The 20,367-nt window shown below is 65.4% G+C and carries 17 protein-coding genes and 1 tRNA gene; 4 read left to right on the top strand and 14 right to left on the bottom strand.

Translation table 11 applies throughout. The features are described 5' to 3' along the window. Positions 1-4: 4 nt before the first annotated feature. The 6 genes from C8D78_RS09515 to C8D78_RS09490 are packed head-to-tail and all read right to left on the bottom strand — an operon-like array spanning position 5 to position 7,763. Positions 5-1,852: a protein kinase domain-containing protein gene (locus C8D78_RS09515; protein WP_120952872.1), complete on the bottom strand. Its 1,848-nt coding sequence runs from the start codon at positions 1,850-1,852 to the stop codon at positions 5-7. Further along, positions 1,849-3,306 carry a peptidoglycan D,D-transpeptidase FtsI family protein gene (locus C8D78_RS09510; RefSeq protein WP_120952869.1) on the bottom strand — a complete coding sequence of 486 codons (1,458 nt, stop codon included), beginning with the start codon at positions 3,304-3,306 and terminating at the stop codon, positions 1,849-1,851. The genes C8D78_RS09515 and C8D78_RS09510 overlap by 4 nt, the downstream gene beginning before the upstream one ends. Next, positions 3,303-4,748, bottom strand: a complete 1,446-nt coding sequence (locus C8D78_RS09505; RefSeq protein WP_120952866.1) for an FtsW/RodA/SpoVE family cell cycle protein — start codon at positions 4,746-4,748, stop codon at positions 3,303-3,305. Before C8D78_RS09505 ends, C8D78_RS09510 begins: the two co-directional genes overlap by 4 nt. Then, positions 4,745-6,535 carry a PP2C family protein-serine/threonine phosphatase gene (locus C8D78_RS09500; protein ID WP_120952863.1) on the bottom strand — a complete coding sequence of 597 codons (1,791 nt, stop codon included), beginning with the start codon at positions 6,533-6,535 and terminating at the stop codon, positions 4,745-4,747. The genes C8D78_RS09505 and C8D78_RS09500 overlap by 4 nt, the downstream gene beginning before the upstream one ends. A gap of 2 nt (positions 6,536-6,537) precedes the next feature. Beyond that, complete coding sequence (locus C8D78_RS09495) at positions 6,538-7,020, bottom strand: FHA domain-containing protein FhaB/FipA (RefSeq protein ID WP_120952860.1); 483 nt, start codon at positions 7,018-7,020, stop codon at positions 6,538-6,540. Further along, the gene (locus tag C8D78_RS09490; protein WP_120952857.1) at positions 7,017-7,763 is read right to left on the bottom strand and encodes an FhaA domain-containing protein; all 747 of its coding nucleotides are present in this window, start codon (positions 7,761-7,763) and stop codon (positions 7,017-7,019) included. The genes C8D78_RS09495 and C8D78_RS09490 overlap by 4 nt, the downstream gene beginning before the upstream one ends. Positions 7,764-8,146: 383 nt before the next feature. Here C8D78_RS09490 and C8D78_RS09485 point away from each other — a divergent pair. Continuing rightward, positions 8,147-8,229, top strand: a tRNA-Leu gene (locus C8D78_RS09485). Positions 8,230-8,455: 226 nt separating this feature from the next. Here C8D78_RS09485 and C8D78_RS09480 read toward each other — a convergent pair. From C8D78_RS09480 to C8D78_RS09445, 8 genes are all read right to left on the bottom strand, one after another. Continuing rightward, positions 8,456-8,845, bottom strand: coding sequence for a cupin domain-containing protein (locus C8D78_RS09480; RefSeq protein WP_120952854.1), 390 nt, complete (start codon positions 8,843-8,845; stop codon positions 8,456-8,458). An 82-nt stretch (positions 8,846-8,927) separates the two neighbouring features. Further along, positions 8,928-10,328 carry an NAD(P)/FAD-dependent oxidoreductase gene (locus C8D78_RS09475; protein ID WP_120952851.1) on the bottom strand — a complete coding sequence of 467 codons (1,401 nt, stop codon included), beginning with the start codon at positions 10,326-10,328 and terminating at the stop codon, positions 8,928-8,930. Next, a complete protein-coding gene (locus C8D78_RS09470; protein WP_120952848.1) occupies positions 10,325-11,194 on the bottom strand; it encodes an ABC transporter permease in 870 nt (289 codons plus the stop codon). The genes C8D78_RS09475 and C8D78_RS09470 overlap by 4 nt, the downstream gene beginning before the upstream one ends. After that, complete coding sequence (locus tag C8D78_RS09465; protein ID WP_120952845.1) at positions 11,194-12,066, bottom strand: ABC transporter permease; 873 nt, start codon at positions 12,064-12,066, stop codon at positions 11,194-11,196. Before C8D78_RS09465 ends, C8D78_RS09470 begins: the two co-directional genes overlap by 1 nt. A gap of 96 nt (positions 12,067-12,162) precedes the next feature. Continuing rightward, positions 12,163-13,353, bottom strand: a complete 1,191-nt coding sequence (locus tag C8D78_RS09460) for a polyamine ABC transporter substrate-binding protein (RefSeq protein ID WP_120952842.1) — start codon at positions 13,351-13,353, stop codon at positions 12,163-12,165. 12 nt (positions 13,354-13,365) lie between these two features. Continuing rightward, positions 13,366-14,511 (bottom strand): ABC transporter ATP-binding protein, encoded by a 1,146-nt coding sequence (locus tag C8D78_RS09455; protein ID WP_244208325.1) that lies wholly within the window; start codon positions 14,509-14,511, stop codon positions 13,366-13,368. Positions 14,512-14,664: 153 nt separating this feature from the next. After that, the gene (locus C8D78_RS09450) at positions 14,665-15,264 is read right to left on the bottom strand and encodes a helix-turn-helix domain-containing protein (RefSeq protein ID WP_120952836.1); all 600 of its coding nucleotides are present in this window, start codon (positions 15,262-15,264) and stop codon (positions 14,665-14,667) included. A gap of 273 nt (positions 15,265-15,537) precedes the next feature. Next, the gene (locus C8D78_RS09445; RefSeq protein WP_120952834.1) at positions 15,538-16,230 is read right to left on the bottom strand and encodes a TetR/AcrR family transcriptional regulator; all 693 of its coding nucleotides are present in this window, start codon (positions 16,228-16,230) and stop codon (positions 15,538-15,540) included. 184 nt (positions 16,231-16,414) lie between these two features. Here C8D78_RS09445 and C8D78_RS09440 point away from each other — a divergent pair, with 184 nt between their 5' ends. The 3 genes from C8D78_RS09440 to C8D78_RS09430 are packed head-to-tail and all read left to right on the top strand — an operon-like array spanning position 16,415 to position 20,315. Further along, the gene (locus C8D78_RS09440) at positions 16,415-17,803 is read left to right on the top strand and encodes a flavin monoamine oxidase family protein (protein WP_120952832.1); all 1,389 of its coding nucleotides are present in this window, start codon (positions 16,415-16,417) and stop codon (positions 17,801-17,803) included. A 41-nt stretch (positions 17,804-17,844) separates the two neighbouring features. Further along, positions 17,845-18,768, top strand: coding sequence for a universal stress protein (locus tag C8D78_RS09435; protein WP_120952829.1), 924 nt, complete (start codon positions 17,845-17,847; stop codon positions 18,766-18,768). Positions 18,769-18,782: 14 nt separating this feature from the next. Continuing rightward, positions 18,783-20,315, top strand: a complete 1,533-nt coding sequence (locus C8D78_RS09430; protein ID WP_120953305.1) for an APC family permease — start codon at positions 18,783-18,785, stop codon at positions 20,313-20,315. Positions 20,316-20,367: the final 52 nt, after the last annotated feature.

Here is a 20,367-nt window from a genome sequence, read left to right as displayed (position 1 = left end):
CTGCTTAGGGTCCGGACTTGGTGGGAGACGGTGTCGTGTCGGCGGCAGTGGCCTGGGCGAGGTGGTACGTCACCACGCTGCCCGCGACCACCTTGCTCCCGGAAGGAGGGTCGGAGCTCACGAACGTTCCCGGGTCCTCATTCTTTTTGCTGGGAGCGACGTCGGCTCCCTTGGCCCAGCGCAGGCCAGCGTTCTGGATTGCCTGTTGGACCTCAGTTTCGCTGGCGCCTGACGCGATGTTCGGCACCGCTACCATTTCCGGTCCCTTGGAGTAGGTAACCGTGATGGTGGTCCCGGGTTGGACCGGACCGGAGGGGTTGATGTTGGTGACGGTGCCGGGCGTCGCGTCGTTGACAACCTCGGCGCCGGTGACCTGCAGCCCCTTGCCGATCAGATCATTGCGGACCTCGTTGTAAGGCCGCCCCAGATAGGCATCCGGGATCAGGTTGATGGCCGCGGGAGTGGACGCGGTAGGCGCCGCCGAGCTGGCCGTCGGGCTGGGGGTCTCGGATGGCGGCGCTGACGACGCCGAGGACGTGGCGCTGCTCGGCGTCGCGGCGCTGGACGTGGCTCCGCCGGTGACGGGCGCCTTCGAGGGGAAGATGTTGCCGGCCTGGCTCAGCACCACGCCGGCCAGGACGAACAGTACGAGTAGGATCAGGGCAATCAGCGGCCAGGTCCATGGGCTGCGACCGCGGCGCTTCGGCTCCTCGGCCGTCTCGTCGTAATCCTCCTCATCCTCGTCGTCCTGCACCCAGCTCCGCTCGGCCGCTAGGGCATCGGCGCGGTCGAGCGCGTTGCGGGCCCCGTAGCCGCTGGCAGCGGCCGCACCGGCCGCCAGGCCTGCCGCGGCGCCGGCACCGGCGGCGCCGACGACCGGCAGTGCGGAGGTTGCAGACGCCGACCTGTCCTCAGCCGCGCTGGAGGCAAGGACGCTGGTGGCTTGCGTGGGGACATCCACCGGGGCCGTGATGGGGCCGGTTGTCGCCTCGAAAAGGAGCATGCCCGGAACCGCCGCCTGTGCCGCGGCGATGTCTCCGTTGCGGATGGCTTCTGCCGCCTCGGACAGCTTGATGGCGTCGGCCGGGCGGTTCTTGGGGTCCTTGGCCAGCATGGACATCAGCAGGGCGCGGACCGGCCTGGGCAGTGTGTCAGGTAGCGGCGGTGGTGCGTCGTTGACCTGGGCCAGGGCGATGGCGATCTGGGATTCCCCGGAGAACGGCCGGTGGCCCGTAAGGCACTCGTAGCCGATCACGCCCAGGGAGTAGATGTCAGAGGCTCCCGTGGCCGTCTGCCCGGTGGCCTGTTCCGGCGCCAGGTACTGGGCCGTGCCCATCACTTGGCCGGTCTGGGTCAGCGGAACCTGGTCGGCCAGTCGCGCGATGCCGAAGTCTGTGACCTTGACGCGGCCGTCCGGGGTGATGAGCAGGTTTCCCGGCTTGATGTCGCGGTGCACCAGGCCCTGCGCGTGGGCGACGGCCAGGGCACGTGCCGTTTGCGCGATCATGGAGAGGGTGCGGTCCGGGGAGAGCACCTGCTCGTGTTCGATGATGCTGCTCAGCGGCTGGCCCGGAACCAGTTCCATGACCAGGTAGGCCGAGCCCTCCTCCTCGCCGTAATCGAAGACGTTGGCGATGCCCACGTGGTTCAGGAGGGCGGTGTGGCGTGCCTCGGCGCGGAAGCGCTGCAGGAATCCGGGATCACCCGTGTATTCCTCCTTGAGCACCTTGATGGCGACAATGCGGCCAAGGACCAGGTCTTTGGCTTTCCAGACTTCTCCCATGCCGCCGATCGCAATACGCGTGGTCAGCTGGAATCTGCCGCCGAGGGTGATTCCTGAAGTAGGCCTCACTTATTCAACACCGCCTCAAAAATCTTCTTCGCGTTCGGACTGGTTAGGTTTGCGCCTGTGGTGATGTCTACGCCTTCCATGACGATGGTGACGGCCACCTGCGGGTCATTTGCCGGGGCGAACCCGGTAAACCATGAGTTGTTCAGGCCGTTGCCGAGTTCCGCGGTACCGGTCTTGCCGGCCACCTGGACACCGGGCACGGCGGCCCGGCTGGCGATGCCGTCATCGACAACGCTGACCATCCACTCGTTGATCTGCCGCGCGACTTCCGGGGAGGTGGCGGTGCGCAGCGGCTGTGGTTTCGGCTCGCTGATGGCCCGCAGGTCCGGGGCGCGTACGGCCTTGATCAGGTTCGGCTGCATTTGCACGCCGTCGTTGGCAATCGCGGCCGTCATCGTGTTGATCTGGAGCGGGGTGGCCCGGACGTCCCGCTGGCCGATCGAGGACTGCGCCAGCCCGGCGGCGTCCAGCGGTTCGGTCGGGAAAAAGCTCGGGGCACTGTCCAGTTTCAACTGATCGCCGAAGTCCTGTCCGAAGCCGAACTTCCCGGCTTGTTCCGCAATGGCCTTCTGCCCCAAGTCCTGGGCGATGCTGGCGAAAGGCGTGTTGCAGGACTGCTGCAAGGCAAAAGCGAACGACGCCGTGGTGCGGGTGTAGCAGTTTCCGCCGGCGTAGTTGGGGAGCTTGTAATCGATGCCGGGGAACGACATCTCCGCCGGGTTGGGCAGGACACTGTCCTTGTTGTACTTTCCCGAACCGAGGGCAGCAGCCGTGTCCACGAGCTTGAACACCGAACCCGGTGCCAGCAAGGCCCCGGTGGGCCCGCTGACGTTCTGGTTCAGGTTGATCCCCGGGACCGCGTTGAGCTTGTTGTAATTGGCCTGTTCGGCCGCCGCGTCCTGCGTCGCAATCAGGTTGGGATCGTAGGACGGTTTGGAGACCATGGCCAGGACGGCGCCGGTCTTCGGGTTCGTGACCACGATCGACCCGCGCTGGCCGTCCGGGATGAGATCGTAGGCGAGCTTCTGGATCTTGGGATCCAGGGTCAGTTCCACGGACGCGCCCTTGGGCTGGTTGCCGAGGAACAGCTGGCCCACCCGGTCCAGGAACTGCTGGTCCGAGCTGCCGGCCAGTACGTCGTTCATCGACTTTTCGAGTCCGGTGAGACCGTAGTTCTTGGAGAAGTATCCCGTGATGCCCGCGTAAAGCTCGGGCTGGGAGTAGGTCCGCTGGAACTTGCAGCTCTCCGAGCCCGGAACGGACTCTGCCACCGGAGTCCCGCCAACAATGATGGCGCCGCGGTCGTTGCAGTAGTTCTGCAAGATGGCACGCCTGTTCCAGGCGTTGGCCTTGAGCTCGTCGGCGCCAACCACCTGCACGTAGCTGAGCGCGCCGAAGATCAGCACGAACATCGCGATGGCCGCGATCCATGAATTGCGGATGGCCTGGTTCACAGCTGTTTCACCGCCTCGGTGGGTGCGTCGGGATTGGTTCGGGGGTCCGGGGCCGGCTTGGACGGCGTGGCAGGGAACTTCCTGCCCGCGCCGGGTTCCTGGCCCGGCGGCAGCGGCGTCGTGTCCACCGGACCGCGCGCGGTATGGGAAATCATCAGCAGCAAGCCCACAATGATCCAGTTCGCCAGGAGCGAGGACCCGCCGGCGGCGAGGAACGGCGTCGTGAGTCCGGTCAGGGGGATCAGGCGCGTGACGCCGCCGATCACCACAAAGCACTGCAGGGCAATCGCGAAGGAAAGCCCGGTGGCGAGCAGCTTGCCGAACGCGTCGCGGGTGCCCAGCGCGGCGCGGAAGCCGCGGGTGAACAGCAGCAGGTACATCAGGACGATCGCGAAGACGCCGATCAGGCCGAGTTCCTCACCGAAGGAGGCGATGATCATGTCACTGTTGGCAAAGGGGACAAGGTTGGGCCGGCCCTGGCCGAGCCCGGTGCCGACCAGCCCGCCGTTGGCCATGCCGAACAGGCCCTCGACAATCTGGAGGCTGCCGCCGAACTCCCGGCCGTAGACCTCAGGGGTGAAGGCGTTGACCCAGCCGTCGATTCGCAGGGCCACGTGCGAGAAGACCTGGGCTGCCACGAAGCCGCCCACCACCATCAGGACCAGGCCGATGATCACCCAGCTGATGCGGCTCGTGGCGACGTAGATCATGACGAGGAACAGGCCGAAGAACAGGATCGAGGTCCCGAGGTCGCGCTGGAACACCAGCACGCCGATGCTCACCAGCCAGGCGGTGATCATCGGTCCCATGTCCTTGAACCGCGGGAACTGCACCGGCCCGACCTTGCGGCCCGCCAGCAGGATCAGGTCCCGGTTGGAGGACAGATACCCGGCAAAGAAGATGGCCAGCGTGATCTTGGCGATTTCACCGGGCTGGAAGGTCATGGAACCGATCTTGATCCAGACGCTGGCGCCCAGGACTTCTCCGGCAGAGATGCCGGGAACCAGCGGCAGGATGAGGAGCACCGCACTGACGGCCAGGGAAATATAGGTGAAGCGGCGCAGGATCCGGTGGTCCTTGAGGAACCAAATCACGGCGATCGCGACCGCCATGGCCACCAGGGTCCAGCGCAGCTGGTTGTTGCCGGTATCTTCACCCACCCGGTCCAGCCGGTGGATCATGGCCAGGCCGAGTCCGTTGAGGGCTACTACCAGCGGAAGTATTACCGGATCGGCATATTTAGCACGGATCCGCAGCACCACATGGAACGCGAGGGCGGCCAGCGCCAGGAGTCCTGACTGGAACCAGAAGTCACTGTCGAATGCCTTCTGCCGGTCCACACCCACCAGGGCCTGCGCGCCGATCCCGACGGCGAGGGCGAGGACCAGCAGGACCAGTTCTACGTTCCGCCGCGGCCTGGCTACGGGGTCGATGGGTGTCATTTGGCCCCCTCGCAGGTTGTAGTCGGGGTGGGAGACGGCGTCGGGTTCGCCGCGCCGGGGGCTGCCGTGGCGCCCTGTGAGGCTGTGGAGTGTGGAGTCGGGGTGGGGCGCGCAGAGGCGGTGGCGCCGGCCTTCGCTGTGGGTGACGGGGTGGCGTGGACGGAGGCGGTAGCGCCTGCCGTTGCTGTCGGCGAAGGGGTAAGGCACTCATCTGCCGGGGCGGTGGTGCCGGTGCGCTCAAGGTTCTTGACGATGCGCTGCGCGTCATAGAGATCGCGGGCGGGCACAGTCTGGCGCACACGCTGCTGCGAAAATTCGGGAAGATCGGACATCTTGATATCGGTCACCGCTTCGAGGGTGGAAAGCTGGATGGGCCCGAGGCGCTGGGAGACGCCGTTGAAGATGGCCACATGCTGATCGTGTTCGCCGATGTAGTAGCGCGTCTGGGTCCAGGCGTAGCCAAGCCAGAGACCGGCGGCCAACAGTGCGACGATCGCGGCGGCAATGGAGACGGTAAGCCACCGGCGCGGTCGCCTGACGGGCCGGAGCTCTTCGGCGTCCTCGCGGTCCTGGTCCGACTTGTGCGTGAGGACCGTGGCCGCGCGGCGGGCCACGGTGCGTCCGGCGATCGAGGGAATGGACCCTGATTCCGCGGCGGAGGCGGCGGCTCCGACAAGTTCGTGGGGGCGGGTGGAAAGTTCCTCGCGCAGGACTTCGGCCGAGAGATGCTCACCCAGATGCGGATCGGTGGTGGGCTCCGGCTCTTTGGTACCGGCGGCTTCGTCGGTTTCCGTGCGGTCGCCTGCCGGGCCGGGGGCTGGAGATGCCGCCGGGCGGCCCGTGGCGGCACCGGTGATTCCGGCGTCGGCCGCGAGTGCCGGTTCGCCGGAGGATGCGGCGGCACCGGCGAGGCCGCCGGTGAGCGGCCCGGCAGGTGCAGACGTGCCGGCGGCCGGGGCTGCGGGCGCCTGGACGACGTCGACGGCGGCGGTCCGGACGTCGTCGGGCATCTGCTCGCCGATGTCCAACACGACGACCGTCACGTTGTCCGGGGCTCCGGCCTCCAGTGTCAGTTCAATGAGCCGGTCGGCGCATTCGTTCAGGTCCTTGGTTTCCCGGACCGTGCGCTCAACGACGTGGCCCGCCACGTAGTTCAGGCCGTCCGAGCACAGCAGCCAGCGTTCGCCGGCTTGGACATCCAGCGTATCGAGGTCCAGTTCCGGGCTGGCATCCACGTCCCCCAGTACGCGCATGAGGACGTTCTTGTGCGGGTGTGTTTCCGCCTCTTCGGGGCGCAGACGGCCTTCGTCGATCAGCCGCTGTACGAACGTGTGGTCCACGCTGACCTGTTCGAATTCGCCCTTGCGCAGGCGGTAGGCCCGAGAGTCGCCGATGTGGGCGAAATGGAGCTTGCCCTCGGCGAGCAGCAGGGCCGTGACCGTGGTGCCCATTCCGGCGAGCTTGGGGTTGATGTGGACCAGCTCGGAGAGCAGGGAGTTAGCCGTCTGGATTTCGTCGGCCAGTACGGTGCCGGCGTCGCCGTTGTAGTCCTCATGGTCCAGGTGGATCATGTCCAAAACGGTCGCGGCGGAGGCGACATCGCCGCCGGCGTGACCGCCCATGCCGTCGGCAACGACGGCGAGGTACCGGCCCACGTAGGCGGAGTCGTCATTCTTGGCGCGTACGCGGCCGACGTCTGAACGCGCGGCGTAACGCATGATGAGCGGCCGCTTCGGGGCCGCTGCTTTGCCTTCGTCCCTGTCGGCGGGGCGATCCGGGGCAGCCACGGCTACGGCCTCAATTCGATGACCGTCTTGCCGATTCTCACGGGGACGCCCAACTCCACCGGGAGGGCCCGGGTCAGCTGCTGGTCTGCCAGGTAGGTGCCATTGGTGGAGCCGAGGTCCTCAATGAACCACCGGCTGCCCTGCGGAAACAGCCGCGCGTGGCGGCCCGAGGCATAGTCGTCCTCGAGGACGAGGGTGGCTTCCTGTGCGCGGCCAAGGAGGATGGGGCTCGCGGCGAGGGGGACCGTGGTGCCCTTGAGCGGACCTTCAGTCACCACCAGCTGGCGGGCCTGCTGCTTGACGGGGGCCGGAGCGGGCTCGGCGAGGGACGGATTCTTGCGCACCTGGCGGGCCGTGGGGGCTCCGGCCGCTGCCTTGCGGCCGATCATCAGATCGCGGCGCATCGCAGAGACAATACTGAAGATCAGCACCCAGAGGAGGATCAAAAACCCGAAGCGAAGAGCCGTAATGGTCAGTTCGCTCATGCGCGGCCGCCTGGGGTGGCGGGCAGTAGCCGGAAGATAATTTTGGTCCGTCCCATCGTGATCGTGGCGCCGTCGGCAAGTTCGGAGCTGCCCACGATCTTTTGGCCGTTGACATAGCTGCCGTTCGTGGAGCCGAGGTCGATGGCCTGGGCGGTGCCCGGCCCCGTCCGGATTTCCAGATGGCGTCGCGAAACACCGGTGTCGTCAATGAGGATGTCCGCTTCCGAGGACCGTCCGAGCACAATCGAGGGCGCGTTCAGTGAATAGCGCTGACCGTCGATGTCCAGCACGGGCTGAAGCTGAGCGGGCTGGCGCGTCGGAGCAGCCGGCACATTGCCGTGCACGCCCGGCGGCGGGACGGACGGGGCGGAGGCCTTCTCGGTCCGCGAGGTGATGTCGAATTCCCCGGCGCGGCGGTCTTCGTCGCGGCGGAAACTAATCCGGACCGGACCCTGAAGCGTGTAGCCCTGGCTGCGGACGTGGTTGATGACGACGTCGCACAGCTCCTCCGCGAGCGGTGTGCCCCATTCCTGGGCGCGCTGGAAGTCGTCGCTGCTTAGGAGCACATCAAAAACGTTGGGCGCGAGCGTGCGCCCAGCGGCGATGGTGATGGCTTTGTTGTCCACTTCGGTGCGGAGACGGCTTGCGATTTCGACAGGCTCAACCTGGGCGCGAGAACCGGTGGAGAAGACTCCGCGGACGGCCTTTTCGATGCCGCGCTCGACTTTGTCCAGCAATCCCATGGTCCCTCTCCTTTCCTGATGGCTGCGGGGCAGCGTTCGTTCCGGAACTCGGTTTCCAACTTTTGCGAGCCCGCGCTCAGCGGACACTCCTACATCAGATACTACTGGGCGTGTCTGGGAATGGCCTCAACGGACGCCGCCAGTAAGCCGCCTAAAAGCGCCGCGGGGGCGCCCTGACGTGCGCAGACATCCTCCGTGCTGGCGCCTCTGCCGGACCTGCCACGGGGGGCGGTGACCGCCGACGCCGGGCCCCGGAATCCCGTTGGGCGGGGGCATTCCGGCTCGATTGGTGTTTTCCCGCAGTTGTCCGTTATGCTTGATCTCGCTGCTTTTACGAGGTTCGCGGTCCGGGAAACCGACCCTTTCCGAGTGGAAGAAGTTGCGCGCGAGTGGCGGAACGGCAGACGCGCTGGCTTCAGGTGCCAGTGTCCGAAAGGGCGTGGGGGTTCAAATCCCCCCTCGCGCACGCAAATCGAAAGAACCCCGGTCTTCGGACCGGGGTTCTTTCGTTTAATCGCCGCTAACCCGGCGATGGCACGGGTTATGGGGTTATAGGACAAAATGTGTGTCCGCCCCGGGCGTGTCAGGTGCGTCCTGCCCGGTCTTTCCTGGTCCAAAGGATGCTCGGTGAAGACGATAAATCCCGTCTCGATCTAGTAAGCCCTGGGCGGTGGGCTCCGGCCACGATATTCCTACCCGGGGAAAAGGACGTACGTTTTTCGAATTTTTTCCCTGATGGTCCAGGTTCCGCGCCAGCCCGCCGGGAGTACGAGTAAGGATCCCGCTTTCAGATCGGCGCTTGTTCCGTCTTCTCCGTGGACGCTGCCGCTCCCGCTGAGGACCTGGCAAATTTCGGAGTAGCCCTCCCGGGCAGAAGTGAACTCGCCGGGTTCGCATTCCCACACCCCTGCCGACGTTGCCGGGTGGGCATTCCAGATGCTGAGGCTTGATTCGGCCTGTCCCGTTGGGCTTGTCGACTTGGCATGCGGGTCGGGGAGGGGGAGGTCGATGGCGCAGACATGGAGCAGGCTGGCAGGTCTGGGGCCGCCGGGTTCGTTGCCGGGGTCATCGGAACGGGTCATCGTTTGCTCTCTTCTGATTGCTTCAATTCGGCTGTGCGCTGGTTGCCGGCCGGGACGCACCTCCTTGATTGGGTCCGTCGAGTCAGGACGGGGGCATCACGGGTGCCAGCAGGGTGGTGCGTTTGGCGTTCCGTTGTGTGCGTTCTTCGTAGTGGTCTGCGCTCGACAGGACTTTGACGATTGCGCTGGAGGCCAGAAAGCGAAGTGGCTCGGGCTCCCAGTTCCTGGAGCGGTGCCCCACCCAGGGCAGGTGGGTCAGGTCCGTGTTGCGTCGGAGCACGAGGTCTGCGAGGGTCCGTCCGGAGATGTTCGCGGCGGTGACACCGTGTCCGGAGTAGCCTCCTGCCGTGCCGAATCCAGTGCGCTGGTCATAATTGATACCCATTGACCAGTCGCGTGGAACACCCAGGGGGCCTCCCCAATGGTGCGTGATTGCTGCTTCGCGGGCCGCAGGGAATGCCGCGTGCAGCGTGGCGATCAGCCTGGCACGCACTTCGGTGTCGCGTTCCCGCCGCTGGTCGATCGGGTGCCTGAGGGTATACGGTGCGCCCCGGCCGCCGATGGCGATACGGTCATCGGGCGTGCGCTGGGCGTAGAAAAACAGATGCTTAAAGTCCCGGACGGTGAGTCCTCTGGCCCAGCCGAGTTCCTCCCAGACGTCCGCGGGCAGCGGTTCCGTGGCGATCATCAGGGATGTCAGGGGAAGATAGCTCCTTGATTTGCCCGGCAGCTGCGTCGTGTATGCCTCGGTGGCGCGGATGACGGCGTCGGACTTCACCGATCCGTGGGGGGACCGGACGACGCCCGGTGCCACCTCTATGGCCTCGGTGCCCTCGTAGATTACGACGCCCCGCGATTCGCAGGCGCGTGCCAGGCCCCGGATGAACCTGGCGGGGTCCATGCCGGCGCAGTGCGGGGTATACAGGGCGGACTTCCAGCCTTCAACGTGGACGAGCCGTTCCGATTCGGCGCGATCGACTACCCTGTCGCCGGGACAATGCGTTCCGACCCGCGTGGCTGCGCTGAACCCTTGCATCATCCGGCGCTCCTGCGGTGCTGACGTGGCGACGGCGAGGCTTCCTTCCTTGGCGAATCCGCAGTCGATACCTTCCTCGGCGATCACGCGGCCGATCTCATCGACGGTGGTGCAGGTTTCCAAAATGGCGCGGCGAACGGCGTCCTGGTCGTGGCGTTTGGCATAGACGCTGGCCGATCCGGCGATGCCTGCCCCGACCCAGCCGCCATTGCGGCCAGAGGCACCGAATCCGGCAATCTCGCGTTCGAGCACGGCTATCCGCAGATCGGGCTGGTGGACGGAGAGGTAATAGGCGGTCCATAGCCCGGTCATTCCGGCGCCGATGATCGCGACGTCGGCGGTCGTGTCGCCTTCCAGGCTTGGACGCACCGTGAGCGGCTCATCGAGCTGGTCCAGCCACAGGCTTCGGTCACGGTACTTGCTTGCGGGTGATGCACCGGTGGTCACTGCTTGCCTCCTGCAAGTGCTTGGGTCAGTTCTGAGGATGATCCTCCGCCGCGGCGAAGGACGAAGCCGACGGCCGCCAGCGACAGTACGGTCAGGAGCAGCATGACCGTGGACATAGACGCCAGCTCAGGACGCAGGGTTCCCCGGACGGCGCTGAACACGTAGACCGGCCAGGGGGTTGACCCTGCGACGCTCACGAATGAGGAGATGATGGTGTTGTCCAGGCTCAGGCTGAAGGAGAGCAGGAACCCCACCATTACGGCGGGAAAGACCAGAGGCAGGGTGATCTGGCGGAACCGCCGCCACGGTGGGGCGTAGAGGTCTGCCGCTGCCTCTTCGAGCGATTCGTCCATCCCTGAGACGCGTGCCCTGACGATGAGCACGACGACGGCGGTTGAGAAGATCGCATGCCCGAACCAGAGGCGCATCAGGCCGTAGTCGACGAACTGATTATCGGGGCCGAACGGGCCGCCCATCCGGACGAACCAGATGAGCAAAGCGATGGCATCGACGATTTCCGGGGTGATGAGTACGAGGGTGACGACGACCAGGAACACGGCGGCCCACTTTCCGGGCCGCCGTGCCGCTGCGATTCCAGCCAGGGTGCCGATGACGGCGGCGAAAGCAGCCGAACCGAGGGCCGCCTTGATCGAGGTGAGCACGCTGGAGGCCATGGTCGGATCGGCCATGGCACGCACATACGGGTCCAGGCTGAAGCCGTCCCAGACCACGAGGGTCCGTCCCGCGTTGAAGGAGTAGACGACGATCGTGATGATCGGGGCGAAGAGGAATATGAAGACGATAATTCCCCAGGTCCACAGGCCGATCGAGACGCCGTCGGTGGGTGTGGGCCGGCCGCGGGACATCAGTTCACCGCCCCGGGCAGGGTGACGCTGCGGTGTGCGCGCAGCACCGCAGTGACGATGGCGAGGCCGGCCCCGGCGGCCAGGACGGTCATGATAATCGCGATAATCAGCACGACGGCCGTGGCTGAGCCGAGGGCCCAGTTCTGGGCCATCAGGAACTGGGCGGCGACGAGTTGTCCTGCCATGTTGGCGCTGGCTCCGCCCAGGATGGACGCCGTGATGTAGTCCCCGCAGAGCGGAACGAAGACGAGCAGGCAACCGGCGACCACGCCCGGCATGGAAAGCGGGAAGGTCACCTGCAGGAAGGTCCGAAGCCGTCCGGCCCCGAGATCCCGCGAGGCTTGGCGAAGGGATGGGTCCATCCGCTCCAGGACGACGTAGAGGGGCAGGATCATGAAGATTAGGTAGTTGTAGACCACGCCGATCTCCACCGCGTCGCGGGTGAAGAGGATGTTCAGCGGCTGGTGGATGATGCCGGCGGACATGAGCGCCTTGGACAGCCAGCCGTCGCCCGAGAGGATGATCTGCCAGCCGATGGTCCGGAGCAGGAAGTTCGTCCACAAGGGGACCAGGACTACGGCCAGCAGCGTAGACCGGTACCGGCTTGCGACGTGGTGGGACAGCCAGTACGCGAAAGGGTAGGCAATGAATAGGCACAAGGCAGTTCCGAGAAGCGCGATCTGCAAGGTGTTGCCGAACGTGAGCAGGAAAGTGTCGTTGAGCGCCTCCCCGTAGCGGTCCAGGGAGAGCCGGTCGACTCCGATTGAACTGAGGAGGCCCGGTTTGTAGCCGAAGCTGTAAAAGATGATGAAGCCGATGGGGACGAGGAAGAACCCCGTCAGCAGGAGCCCCGCCGGCAGCGCCGGTATCATCCCCTGCAGGCTGATTCTGGTCCGGCGTAGGGTCCTGGTCCGATGTAGGGTCCTGGTCCGGCGCGGTGTTCTGGTCAGTGTTGTCATGGTGGGCGGCTACTTCGCCGAGGCGGCTTTGGCCTTGGTCAGAATCTGCACGAGGCGGTCGGTTCCCGAATTCAGGGCACCGGATTTGAAAGTCGCGACCTGCTGGTCGGTGAAGAAGATCATCTCCGAGAGCGGGAGCTTGTCCGCCTTAGCCTTTTCCCGGAGCCCGGCGATGCCCGTGTTATAGCCGGTGAACTGCAGTTCTTTATAGGACACGACGGGGTCGAGGACATAGTTGATCCAGGAGTAAGCGGCATCGAGGTGTTTTGCTCCCTTGAGAATGGTCCAGTTGTCCATCCACAGTTCCGTCGTCGGTGCCCCGAGCACCCAGCGGTAGCGTTCCGGGTCGGATGCGTGCACAGCCATCAGGCCTTGACGGGCGTCGCCGTTCCAGCACATCATGAGGGCCGATTTGCCCTGGGCCAACGCGGCACCCGGGTAGGACTCATAGGCGTTGATGTGCGGGGCGACGTCGTTCAGGATGAATTTCTCCACGTCATCGAGGAAGCCGGCGTCCGTGCTGGTCCAGTCCATCCCCGTGCGCCACGCGTAGAGGCCCGCCAGGTAGTTGGGTGAGTCCATGATCGAGGTCTTCCCGCTCGCCTCGTTCTGCATGGCGTCCACGAAGTCACTCCAGGTCTTCAGGTCCCGCTTGATGACCTTGGTGTCATACAGGAACCCCGTGGACCCCCAGTCCTTGCAAACCGAGTACGTGTTGTCCTTGTCCCAGGCCTGGTTGAGGAAGGCAGGATCGACCTTTGCCAGGTTGGGGAGCTTGGAGTGATCGAGCTTTTCCAACAGCCCTGCCTGGGCGATCTGCGGGATGTAGACCCCGGTCGGAACAAAGATGTCGTATCCGCCGGTTCCGGCGGCCGCACCCAGCTTCGCGATGGCCTCTTCATTGGAATTGTAGACGTCCAGCCGGATGTTAACGCCGGTCTTCGTCGTGTAGCTCTTCACGGTGGCCGGGTCGTCGTAGGAGGCCCAGTTGAAGAAGTTGAGCTCTGTACCGAGCTGGACAGGCGCGGCTGCCGCCGCCGGGGCCACAGACGTGCCCGGGGTGGCGGCGCAGGCGCTCAGAAGGGCGCCGGTGGCGGCGATTCCCATGCCGCCAAGGAACCCCCGCCGGGAGAGCCGCATGGCCGTTGCGGTCGGCGCGAGGACCCGGATTGCCGGAATGGACGTGTCTTTGCTGTTCATGATCTGGGCCTTTCAAACGGCGACGGCCTCGGCCAGAGAGGCCGAGTCGGATGCGGAAGAGACTGATTCGGGGGAGTCGAACAGATAGGTCTTGGAAGGAGACCAGCAGCAGTACACGCTGGAACCGACGGTCATGGCGGGGGCACCCGCAGGTGGACATTCGACAATGACCTCGTGACGTCCGCCGATGTCGACGATGTACTGGACGGTCGACCCCAGATGGGCGCGGTTGATCAGCACTCCGCGCACATGGTTGTCGTCCCCGACCGGGGGCTGTTCAGAGATGGTCATTGACTCCGGGCGTACCGCGGCCATGCCTTCGGCGCCAGGCGCCAGGCCGGGCTGCGTCCGGGTGCTGCGCACGCTTAATCTGTCCGAGGCGAGGGTCGTCCCGTCAGTCTGGACGCGCCCGTGGAAGAAGTTCTGCCGCCCGATGAAGCCGGCAACGAAGGCCGAAGCCGGCGCATCGTAGATCGTGAACGGGTCGGCGAGCTGTTCGATTCGGCCGGCAGCCATGACGGCGATGCGGTCGCTCATCGACATCGCCTCGCCCTGGTCGTGGGTGACGAAGATAAACGTCATTTGCAGCTCGTGCTGCAGCAATTTGAGTTCGATCTGCATCTTTTCGCGCAACTGCCGGTCCAGAGCCGCCAGCGGCTCGTCCAGGAGCAGCACACTGGGACGATTGATGATGGCCCGGGCCAGCGCGACCCGCTGCTGCTGTCCCCCCGAAAGCTGCTGGGGTTTCCGGTTCGCCAACGGTGCCAACTGCACCATCTCCAGCGCTTCGGCGACCTGCTTGCGGACTTCGGTGCGTGAAGCCCTCTTCTGCCGGAGGCCGTAGGCGATATTCTCCGCCACGGTCATGTGCGGAAACAGCGCGTATGCCTGGAAGACCGTGTTCACATCGCGCCGGTGTGCCGGAGTCTCCTGCACGGCCTGACCGGAAATACGGATAATGCCCTCATCGGGGTATTCGAATCCGGCGATCATCCGCAACGTCGTGGTTTTGCCGCATCCGGACGGGCCCAGCAGCGACAAGAACTCCCCGGGGCGGACCGTAAGGTTGATCCCGTCGACGGCGGGAACATCGCCGAATCTGCGCACGACACCGGTGAGCTCGACGGTCCCGCGTTCGGATCGTATTCCAGGAATCACGCGCGACCACCTGCCGGCAGGCACGGACGCGGCAGCTGCGGCTCCCCGGACCGGCTCGAGGACACGGGGGGATGAGGACATGGTCTCACAGGGTTCTCCTTTGAACGCGGTGCAGCAGATCCGGCGATCGTGCCGGCCAAGTGGCTGTTGAAACTAGGTGTTTGAAGACGTCGGCGGACTGATGATCCAGAGCACTTCGGCCGGCTCATCACTGGAATTGCGGACGGTGTGCAGGACGGATGTGCGGTATTCGGCGCTGTCGCCGAGGTGGAGCGGGTATTCGACGCCGGCAAGCTCCAGGGTCACGGCCCCCGCAAGAACGATGATCATTTCCTGCGCATCACCATGTGCGTAGGCTTCCCCGGCGTCCCCTCCGGGCAGGAACTCGGCCGTGTACACCTCGAAGTTGCGCAGTGGCTTTTGGGATAACAGGTATTTCGACGTCAGGTTGCTCGCATGGATGTTCGGCCGGTCCCCGCGACGCAGCACCTGCGGCCGGTTGGCATCATCGCTACGGAACAGGTCAGGCAGCGTGATGCCCAGTCCCTCCGCCAGCTTACGGAGCGTGCCGACACTGGCATTGACCTGCCCGCGTTCCAACTGGCTCAGGAAACCGGGCGAGGTTTGTGCCTCCGTGGCCAGGGCGCGAAGGCTGAGCTTGCGCGCCACGCGGAATTCACGGATCCGTGCCCCCAGCGCGTCTTCAGGCGACAACTCCCGGAAGGCGGTTGAGCGCCCCGCACCATCAGTCATGCGAACACCGATCCCAATAGCGGAACTTTGATCGTTCCCAGCGAACAATGTGTTCGCTGGGAACAATCTAGGCAGTAACCTGCCGAAGCGCAAGGGCTAAATCGAAATTAGTTGGCAGCACTTTCGGGCACCGCCGCGCAATGCAGAGGCCACCGGTTCCGGTGACCCCGCCGGCTTCAGAATTGATGCGTCGCTCATGCGCAGGGAATCACAGGACCCCGTCGCGGCCGGGTTCCCGGCCGAAACCCGCCCGCTCCCCGCCACCGAAAGAGGCTAGGCCGACCGCAGGGCCCCGAGTCCGGCTAGAAGCGCCTCAAGTCCCAGGCTGAAGGCGACGTCTGCAGGCTTTTCGTCGACGTTCTCGGCCAGGCGCCGCACGGCGGAGGTGAAATGCGGGGTCGCGGCGGCCATGCTGCCGGAATCGAAGATATCGGCCGGCGCCGTGACGTCGTAGGCGGAGCCAAAGATGAAGGATTCGAGTGCCACGATGGCGGGGATGATGCGCTCCTGCGGAAATCCCGCGCGGCCGAAGCCCGCACTGACCGCCTCATACATGGCCAGCGTCTTGGGTGCATCGGTGACGGGCAGCACGGCGATGACGGGGATCAGGGGAGTGTGTTTGGAGAAAACATCCCGGTAACTCCAGGCCCAGTCCCGAACGGCTTGCTCCCAGGGCCCGGTTTCGAAGCCCGCGACGTCCACGAACGAGGTCAAGTGGTCCTGGACCAGGACCAGCACGTCACGTTTGGAGGAGACGTGGTTGTACAGCGCAGAGGGCGCCACGTTGAGGGTTCTCGCCAGGGCGGCCATGGTGAAGCCGTCGTATCCGCTCCTGCCGATCAGCTGCAGGGCTGCCGTGGTAATGCCGTCCTGGCCCAGTACGGCCGCGGCGGGCCGGCCCGCGCGGCGTCGGGGCCCCGCATCGGGGCTTTGCGGATCGGCGGGGACGCCGGTTGGTGCCGTCATTCCGGGCCTTTCTTCTAGCTCTGCTGGCGGTCTCGGGGCAATAGCCCGTTCTGCCCTTACTTTACGGGCGAAATTCGTTAGGCGGAGGGTCTTCCCTGAAGCGTACGCAACGTCTATCATTCTAAATGAACGTCATTCATTTAGTGGTCCGCATCACTCTAGCGGACATGGAAAGGACATCATCATGCTGAATCTTGACCGCGACGTCGTCATCGTAGGGGCCGGCCCGTCCGGGCTGACCGCCGCCCGCCAACTGAAGAAGGCCGGACTGAGTGTCGCCGTCCTCGAGGCGCGGGACCGCGTGGGCGGACGGACGTGGACAGACACGATCGACGGCGCCATGCTCGAAATCGGCGGCCAGTGGGTTTCCCCGGACCAGACGGCGCTCCTGGCCCTGATCGAGGATCTCGGTCTGCAGACCTATTCCCGCTATCGCGAGGGCGAGTCCGTGTACATCGGCGCGGACGGAAAGCGCACCCTTTACACCGGCGAGAGCTTCCCGGTCAGCGAAACCACCGCCGCCGAAATGGACAAGCTCACGGTTCTGCTCGATTCCCTCGCCGCGGACATCGGCGCGGAGGAGCCATGGGCACACCCCAAGGCCCGCGAGCTGGACACGGTCTCCTTCCATCACTGGCTGCGGCAGAACTCCACGGATGAGGAGGCCTGCAACAACATCGGCCTGTTCATCGCCGGAGGCATGCTGACCAAACCCGCCCACGCCTTTTCCGCCCTGCAGGCCGTCCTCATGGCCGCCTCCGCCGGGTCCTTCAGCAACCTCACGGATGAGGACTTCATCCTGGACAAGCGGGTTGTCGGCGGGATGCAGCAGGTTTCGCTGCTGCAGGCCGCGGAATTGGGTGAGGACGTTGTCCTCGATAGCCCCGTCCGCACCATCAACTGGACCGAGGACCCGAGCGGGGGACACCGCGTCACTGCCGTCTCCGAACGTGCCGTCGTGAACGCCCGCTTCGTCATCATGGCCGTGCCGCCGAACCTGTACTCCCGCGTTTCCTTCAACCCGCCGCTGCCCCGCCGTCAGCACCAGATGCACCAGCACCAGTCACTCGGCCTGGTCATCAAAGTCCACGCCGTGTACAGCTCGCCGTTCTGGCGCGAAGAAGGCCTGTCCGGAACCGCTTTCGGCGCCGACGCCGTTGTGCAGGAGGTCTACGACAACACTAACCACGAGGACCCCCGCGGCACGCTGGTGGGCTTCGTCTCGGACGAGAAGGCCGACGCGATGTTCGAACTTAGTGCCGCGGACCGGCGCCGCGCCATCCTCGAGTCCATAGCCTCGTTCCTCGGCGAAAAGGCCCTGAACCCCGAGGTCTACTACGAGTCCGACTGGGGCTCCGAGGAATGGACCCGCGGGGCCTACGCCGCAAGCTATGACCTCGGCGGCCTGCACCGCTATGGCAAGGACCAGCTGAAGCCCGTTGGCCCCATCTACTGGTCTTCCTCCGACCTCGCGGCCGAGGGATACCAGCACGTCGACGGCGCCGTGCGGATGGGACAGAGCACGGCGGCCAGGATTGTCGCCGCCGCGGACCGGGTGTCCGTGGCCCAGTAGCCAAGAGCAAGCCCACATAATTCAGCAGAGAGGACGGCCAGATGCGCTACGTAGTGGGGTATTCAGCCAATGCCAGGGGCCATGATGCGGTCAATCTGGCCGTTTCCCTGGCGCTGGGGCGCGGAGCGAGCCTAGATCTTGTGCTGGCGGTTCCCGAGGTGCAGCAGTTCGGGGCCGCCCACGCACCCAGGGCCGGATATGAACACCTGCTCACCGAGCAGGCCCAGGAGTGGCTTGACCAGGCCATGGCACTGGTTCCGTCCGGCGTCCCGGTCCAGGCGCATCTCCGCAGCGGTGAGTCGGACGCGCACGCGCTGATCGAGGCGGCCGAGGAGTTCGGAGCGGATCTGCTCGTCATCGGCGCGACCAGCAACGGGATCTTCAAGCGGTTCTCGATCGGATCGGTGGCCAGTGCCCTGCTCCATGCCGCGACCGTCCCGGTGGCCCTGGCGCCGCGCGGCTACCACCGCCAGGAAGCCCTGACCCGGATCAGCTGTGGGCTCGGAAGCCGGGCGGGTGCCGAGAAGCTGCTCGATTTCGCCATCGGCATCGCCGTGAACCGGGACGTGCCACTGCGCGTGGTGTCGCTGCTGGAGCTCGACGGCGGCGATCCGGCCGGTGCCGCCGGTGCCGCCGATGCGGCCCGCGATTACGCGGAGGAGCACCTTGCCGCGGCCCTTCCTGGCGCCGGCCGCGAAGCCGGCCAGGAACCGAAAACGGAAGTGGCCGTCGCGCACGGACGGAGCATCGAGGAAGCGGTGGACCGGCTGGACTGGGAAGACGGCGAGGTCCTGCTGATCGGATCGAGCCGGCTTGCCAAAGGCCGGTCCATCTTCCTCGGCAGCACGGCCAGCCGCATTCTGCGCGCCCTGCCGGTGCCGATGATTGTGGTCCCGAGCAACTATGAACTCAAACAACCCGACCAGCCGGCGTCGAACGACATTCCCGGAGAGGCACAAAAATGAGCACCGAACACGGGATGTCGAAGACCTCCCACGCCGGACCGCATAAGGGCGAGCACGGCGAGAACCACCACGGGCTGAGCGAAAAGGGCTTGAAGGCAGGGTCGGTGGGGCTGATCGGCGCCGTCGTCATCGGCGTTTCCTGTATTGCCCCGGCCTACACCCTGACGGCGGCCTTGGGCCCCACCGTGGCCGAGGTCGGCGTTCAGCTGCCGGCGGTCTTCCTGGTGGGCTTTATCCCCATGCTGCTGGTGGCGTTCGGCTACCGCGAGCTGAACAACGCCATGCCCGACGCCGGCACCTCCTTCACCTGGGCCTCGCGGGCCTTTGGCCCATGGATTGGCTGGATGGGCGGGTGGGGGCTGATTGCCGCGACGATCATCGTGCTGTCGAATCTGGCCGCCGTGGCTGTGGACTTCTTCTACCTCATGCTGGGGCAGATCTTCGGCAATCCGGACCTCGCCGACCTCACCAAAAATCTGCCGCTGAACATCGCCACCACGCTGGTGTTCATCACCCTCGCGTGCTGGATCTCCTACCGCGGCATGGAAACCACTAAGACCGTCCAGTACGTGCTCGTGGGCTTCCAGTTGCTGGTTCTTGGCTGGTTTGCGGTGGCCGCCTTCAGCCACGTCGCCAACGGCACCGCGTTTGACGCCACTGCAATATCCCCGGACTGGTTCAACCCGTTCGCCGTGGGATCCTTCTCCGCTTTCGCCGCCGGCGTGTCGCTGTCCATCTTCATCTACTGGGGCTGGGACGTCACGCTGACCATGAACGAGGAGACCAAGAATCCGGAGAAGACCCCGGGCCGTGCCGCCACGGTCACCGTGCTGGTCATCGTGATCATCTACATGACCGTTGCCCTGGCCACGCTGTCCTACGCCGGCGTCGGCGACACCGGGCTTGGGGCCGGCAACCCGGAAAACCAAGGCAGCATCTTCGCGGTCCTCGCCGGCCCGGTAATGGGCCCGTTCGCCATCCTGATGTCCCTGGCCATCCTGAGCAGCTCGGCCGCGTCACTGCAGTCCACGTTCGTCTCACCGGCGCGCACCCTGCTCTCCATGGGTCACTACAAGGCCCTGCCGCAGAAGTTCAGCCAGATCAGTCCCACGTACAAGTCGCCTAGCTATGCCACGATCGCCTCGGCTGCGGCCGCGGCCGCGTTTTACGTCATTACCCGCACGACGTCGGAGAATGCGCTGTGGGACACCATCACGGCGCTGGGGATGATGATCTGCTTCTACTACGGCATCACCGCGTTGGCCTGTGTCTGGTTCTTCCGCGCACAGGCATTCACTGGGGCGCACGCGTTCTTCTTCAAGTTCCTCGCGCCCCTCCTGGGCGGGGTCATCCTGCTGGTCATGTTTGTCAAGACCGCTTATGACTCCATGGATCCGCAGTACGGTTCCGGTTCGTCCATCGGCGGTCTGGGTCTGGTCTTTATCCTCGGCATGGGCGTTATCCTGCTGGGCGTGGTGCTCATGCTGGTCATGGCCAAAGTCCGCCCGGAGTTCTTCAAGGGCACGGTGCTCTCCCGCGGGAATTGAGTCAGAGGCCGGTCCCGGGAAGGTCCCCGCCCGGCAGCCATTGGAAAGTAAG

Source organism: Arthrobacter oryzae (assembly GCF_003634095.1).
Lineage (GTDB): Bacteria > Actinomycetota > Actinomycetes > Actinomycetales > Micrococcaceae > Arthrobacter > Arthrobacter oryzae.
Note: the sequence above shows the minus strand (reverse complement) of the source record. Positions and strands in the feature narration are given on the sequence as shown.

What these genes read in the sequence shown, in the direction of transcription:
- C8D78_RS09505 (WP_120952866.1), bottom strand. Translation starts at nt 4,748, where the DNA reads ATGACACCCATCGACCCCGTAGCCAGGCCGCGGCGGAACGTAGAACTG.
- C8D78_RS09495 (WP_120952860.1), bottom strand. Translation starts at nt 7,020, where the DNA reads ATGAGCGAACTGACCATTACGGCTCTTCGCTTCGGGTTTTTGATCCTC.
- C8D78_RS09490 (WP_120952857.1), bottom strand. Translation starts at nt 7,763, where the DNA reads ATGGGATTGCTGGACAAAGTCGAGCGCGGCATCGAAAAGGCCGTCCGC.
- C8D78_RS09480 (WP_120952854.1), bottom strand. Translation starts at nt 8,845, where the DNA reads ATGACCCGTTCCGATGACCCCGGCAACGAACCCGGCGGCCCCAGACCT.
- C8D78_RS09470 (WP_120952848.1), bottom strand. Translation starts at nt 11,194, where the DNA reads ATGTCCCGCGGCCGGCCCACACCCACCGACGGCGTCTCGATCGGCCTG.
- C8D78_RS09465 (WP_120952845.1), bottom strand. Translation starts at nt 12,066, where the DNA reads ATGATACCGGCGCTGCCGGCGGGGCTCCTGCTGACGGGGTTCTTCCTC.
- C8D78_RS09460 (WP_120952842.1), bottom strand. Translation starts at nt 13,353, where the DNA reads ATGAACAGCAAAGACACGTCCATTCCGGCAATCCGGGTCCTCGCGCCG.
- C8D78_RS09450 (WP_120952836.1), bottom strand. Translation starts at nt 15,264, where the DNA reads ATGACTGATGGTGCGGGGCGCTCAACCGCCTTCCGGGAGTTGTCGCCT.
- C8D78_RS09445 (WP_120952834.1), bottom strand. Translation starts at nt 16,230, where the DNA reads ATGACGGCACCAACCGGCGTCCCCGCCGATCCGCAAAGCCCCGATGCG.
- C8D78_RS09440 (WP_120952832.1), top strand. Translation starts at nt 16,415, where the DNA reads ATGCTGAATCTTGACCGCGACGTCGTCATCGTAGGGGCCGGCCCGTCC.
- C8D78_RS09435 (WP_120952829.1), top strand. Translation starts at nt 17,845, where the DNA reads ATGCGCTACGTAGTGGGGTATTCAGCCAATGCCAGGGGCCATGATGCG.
- C8D78_RS09430 (WP_120953305.1), top strand. Translation starts at nt 18,783, where the DNA reads ATGTCGAAGACCTCCCACGCCGGACCGCATAAGGGCGAGCACGGCGAG.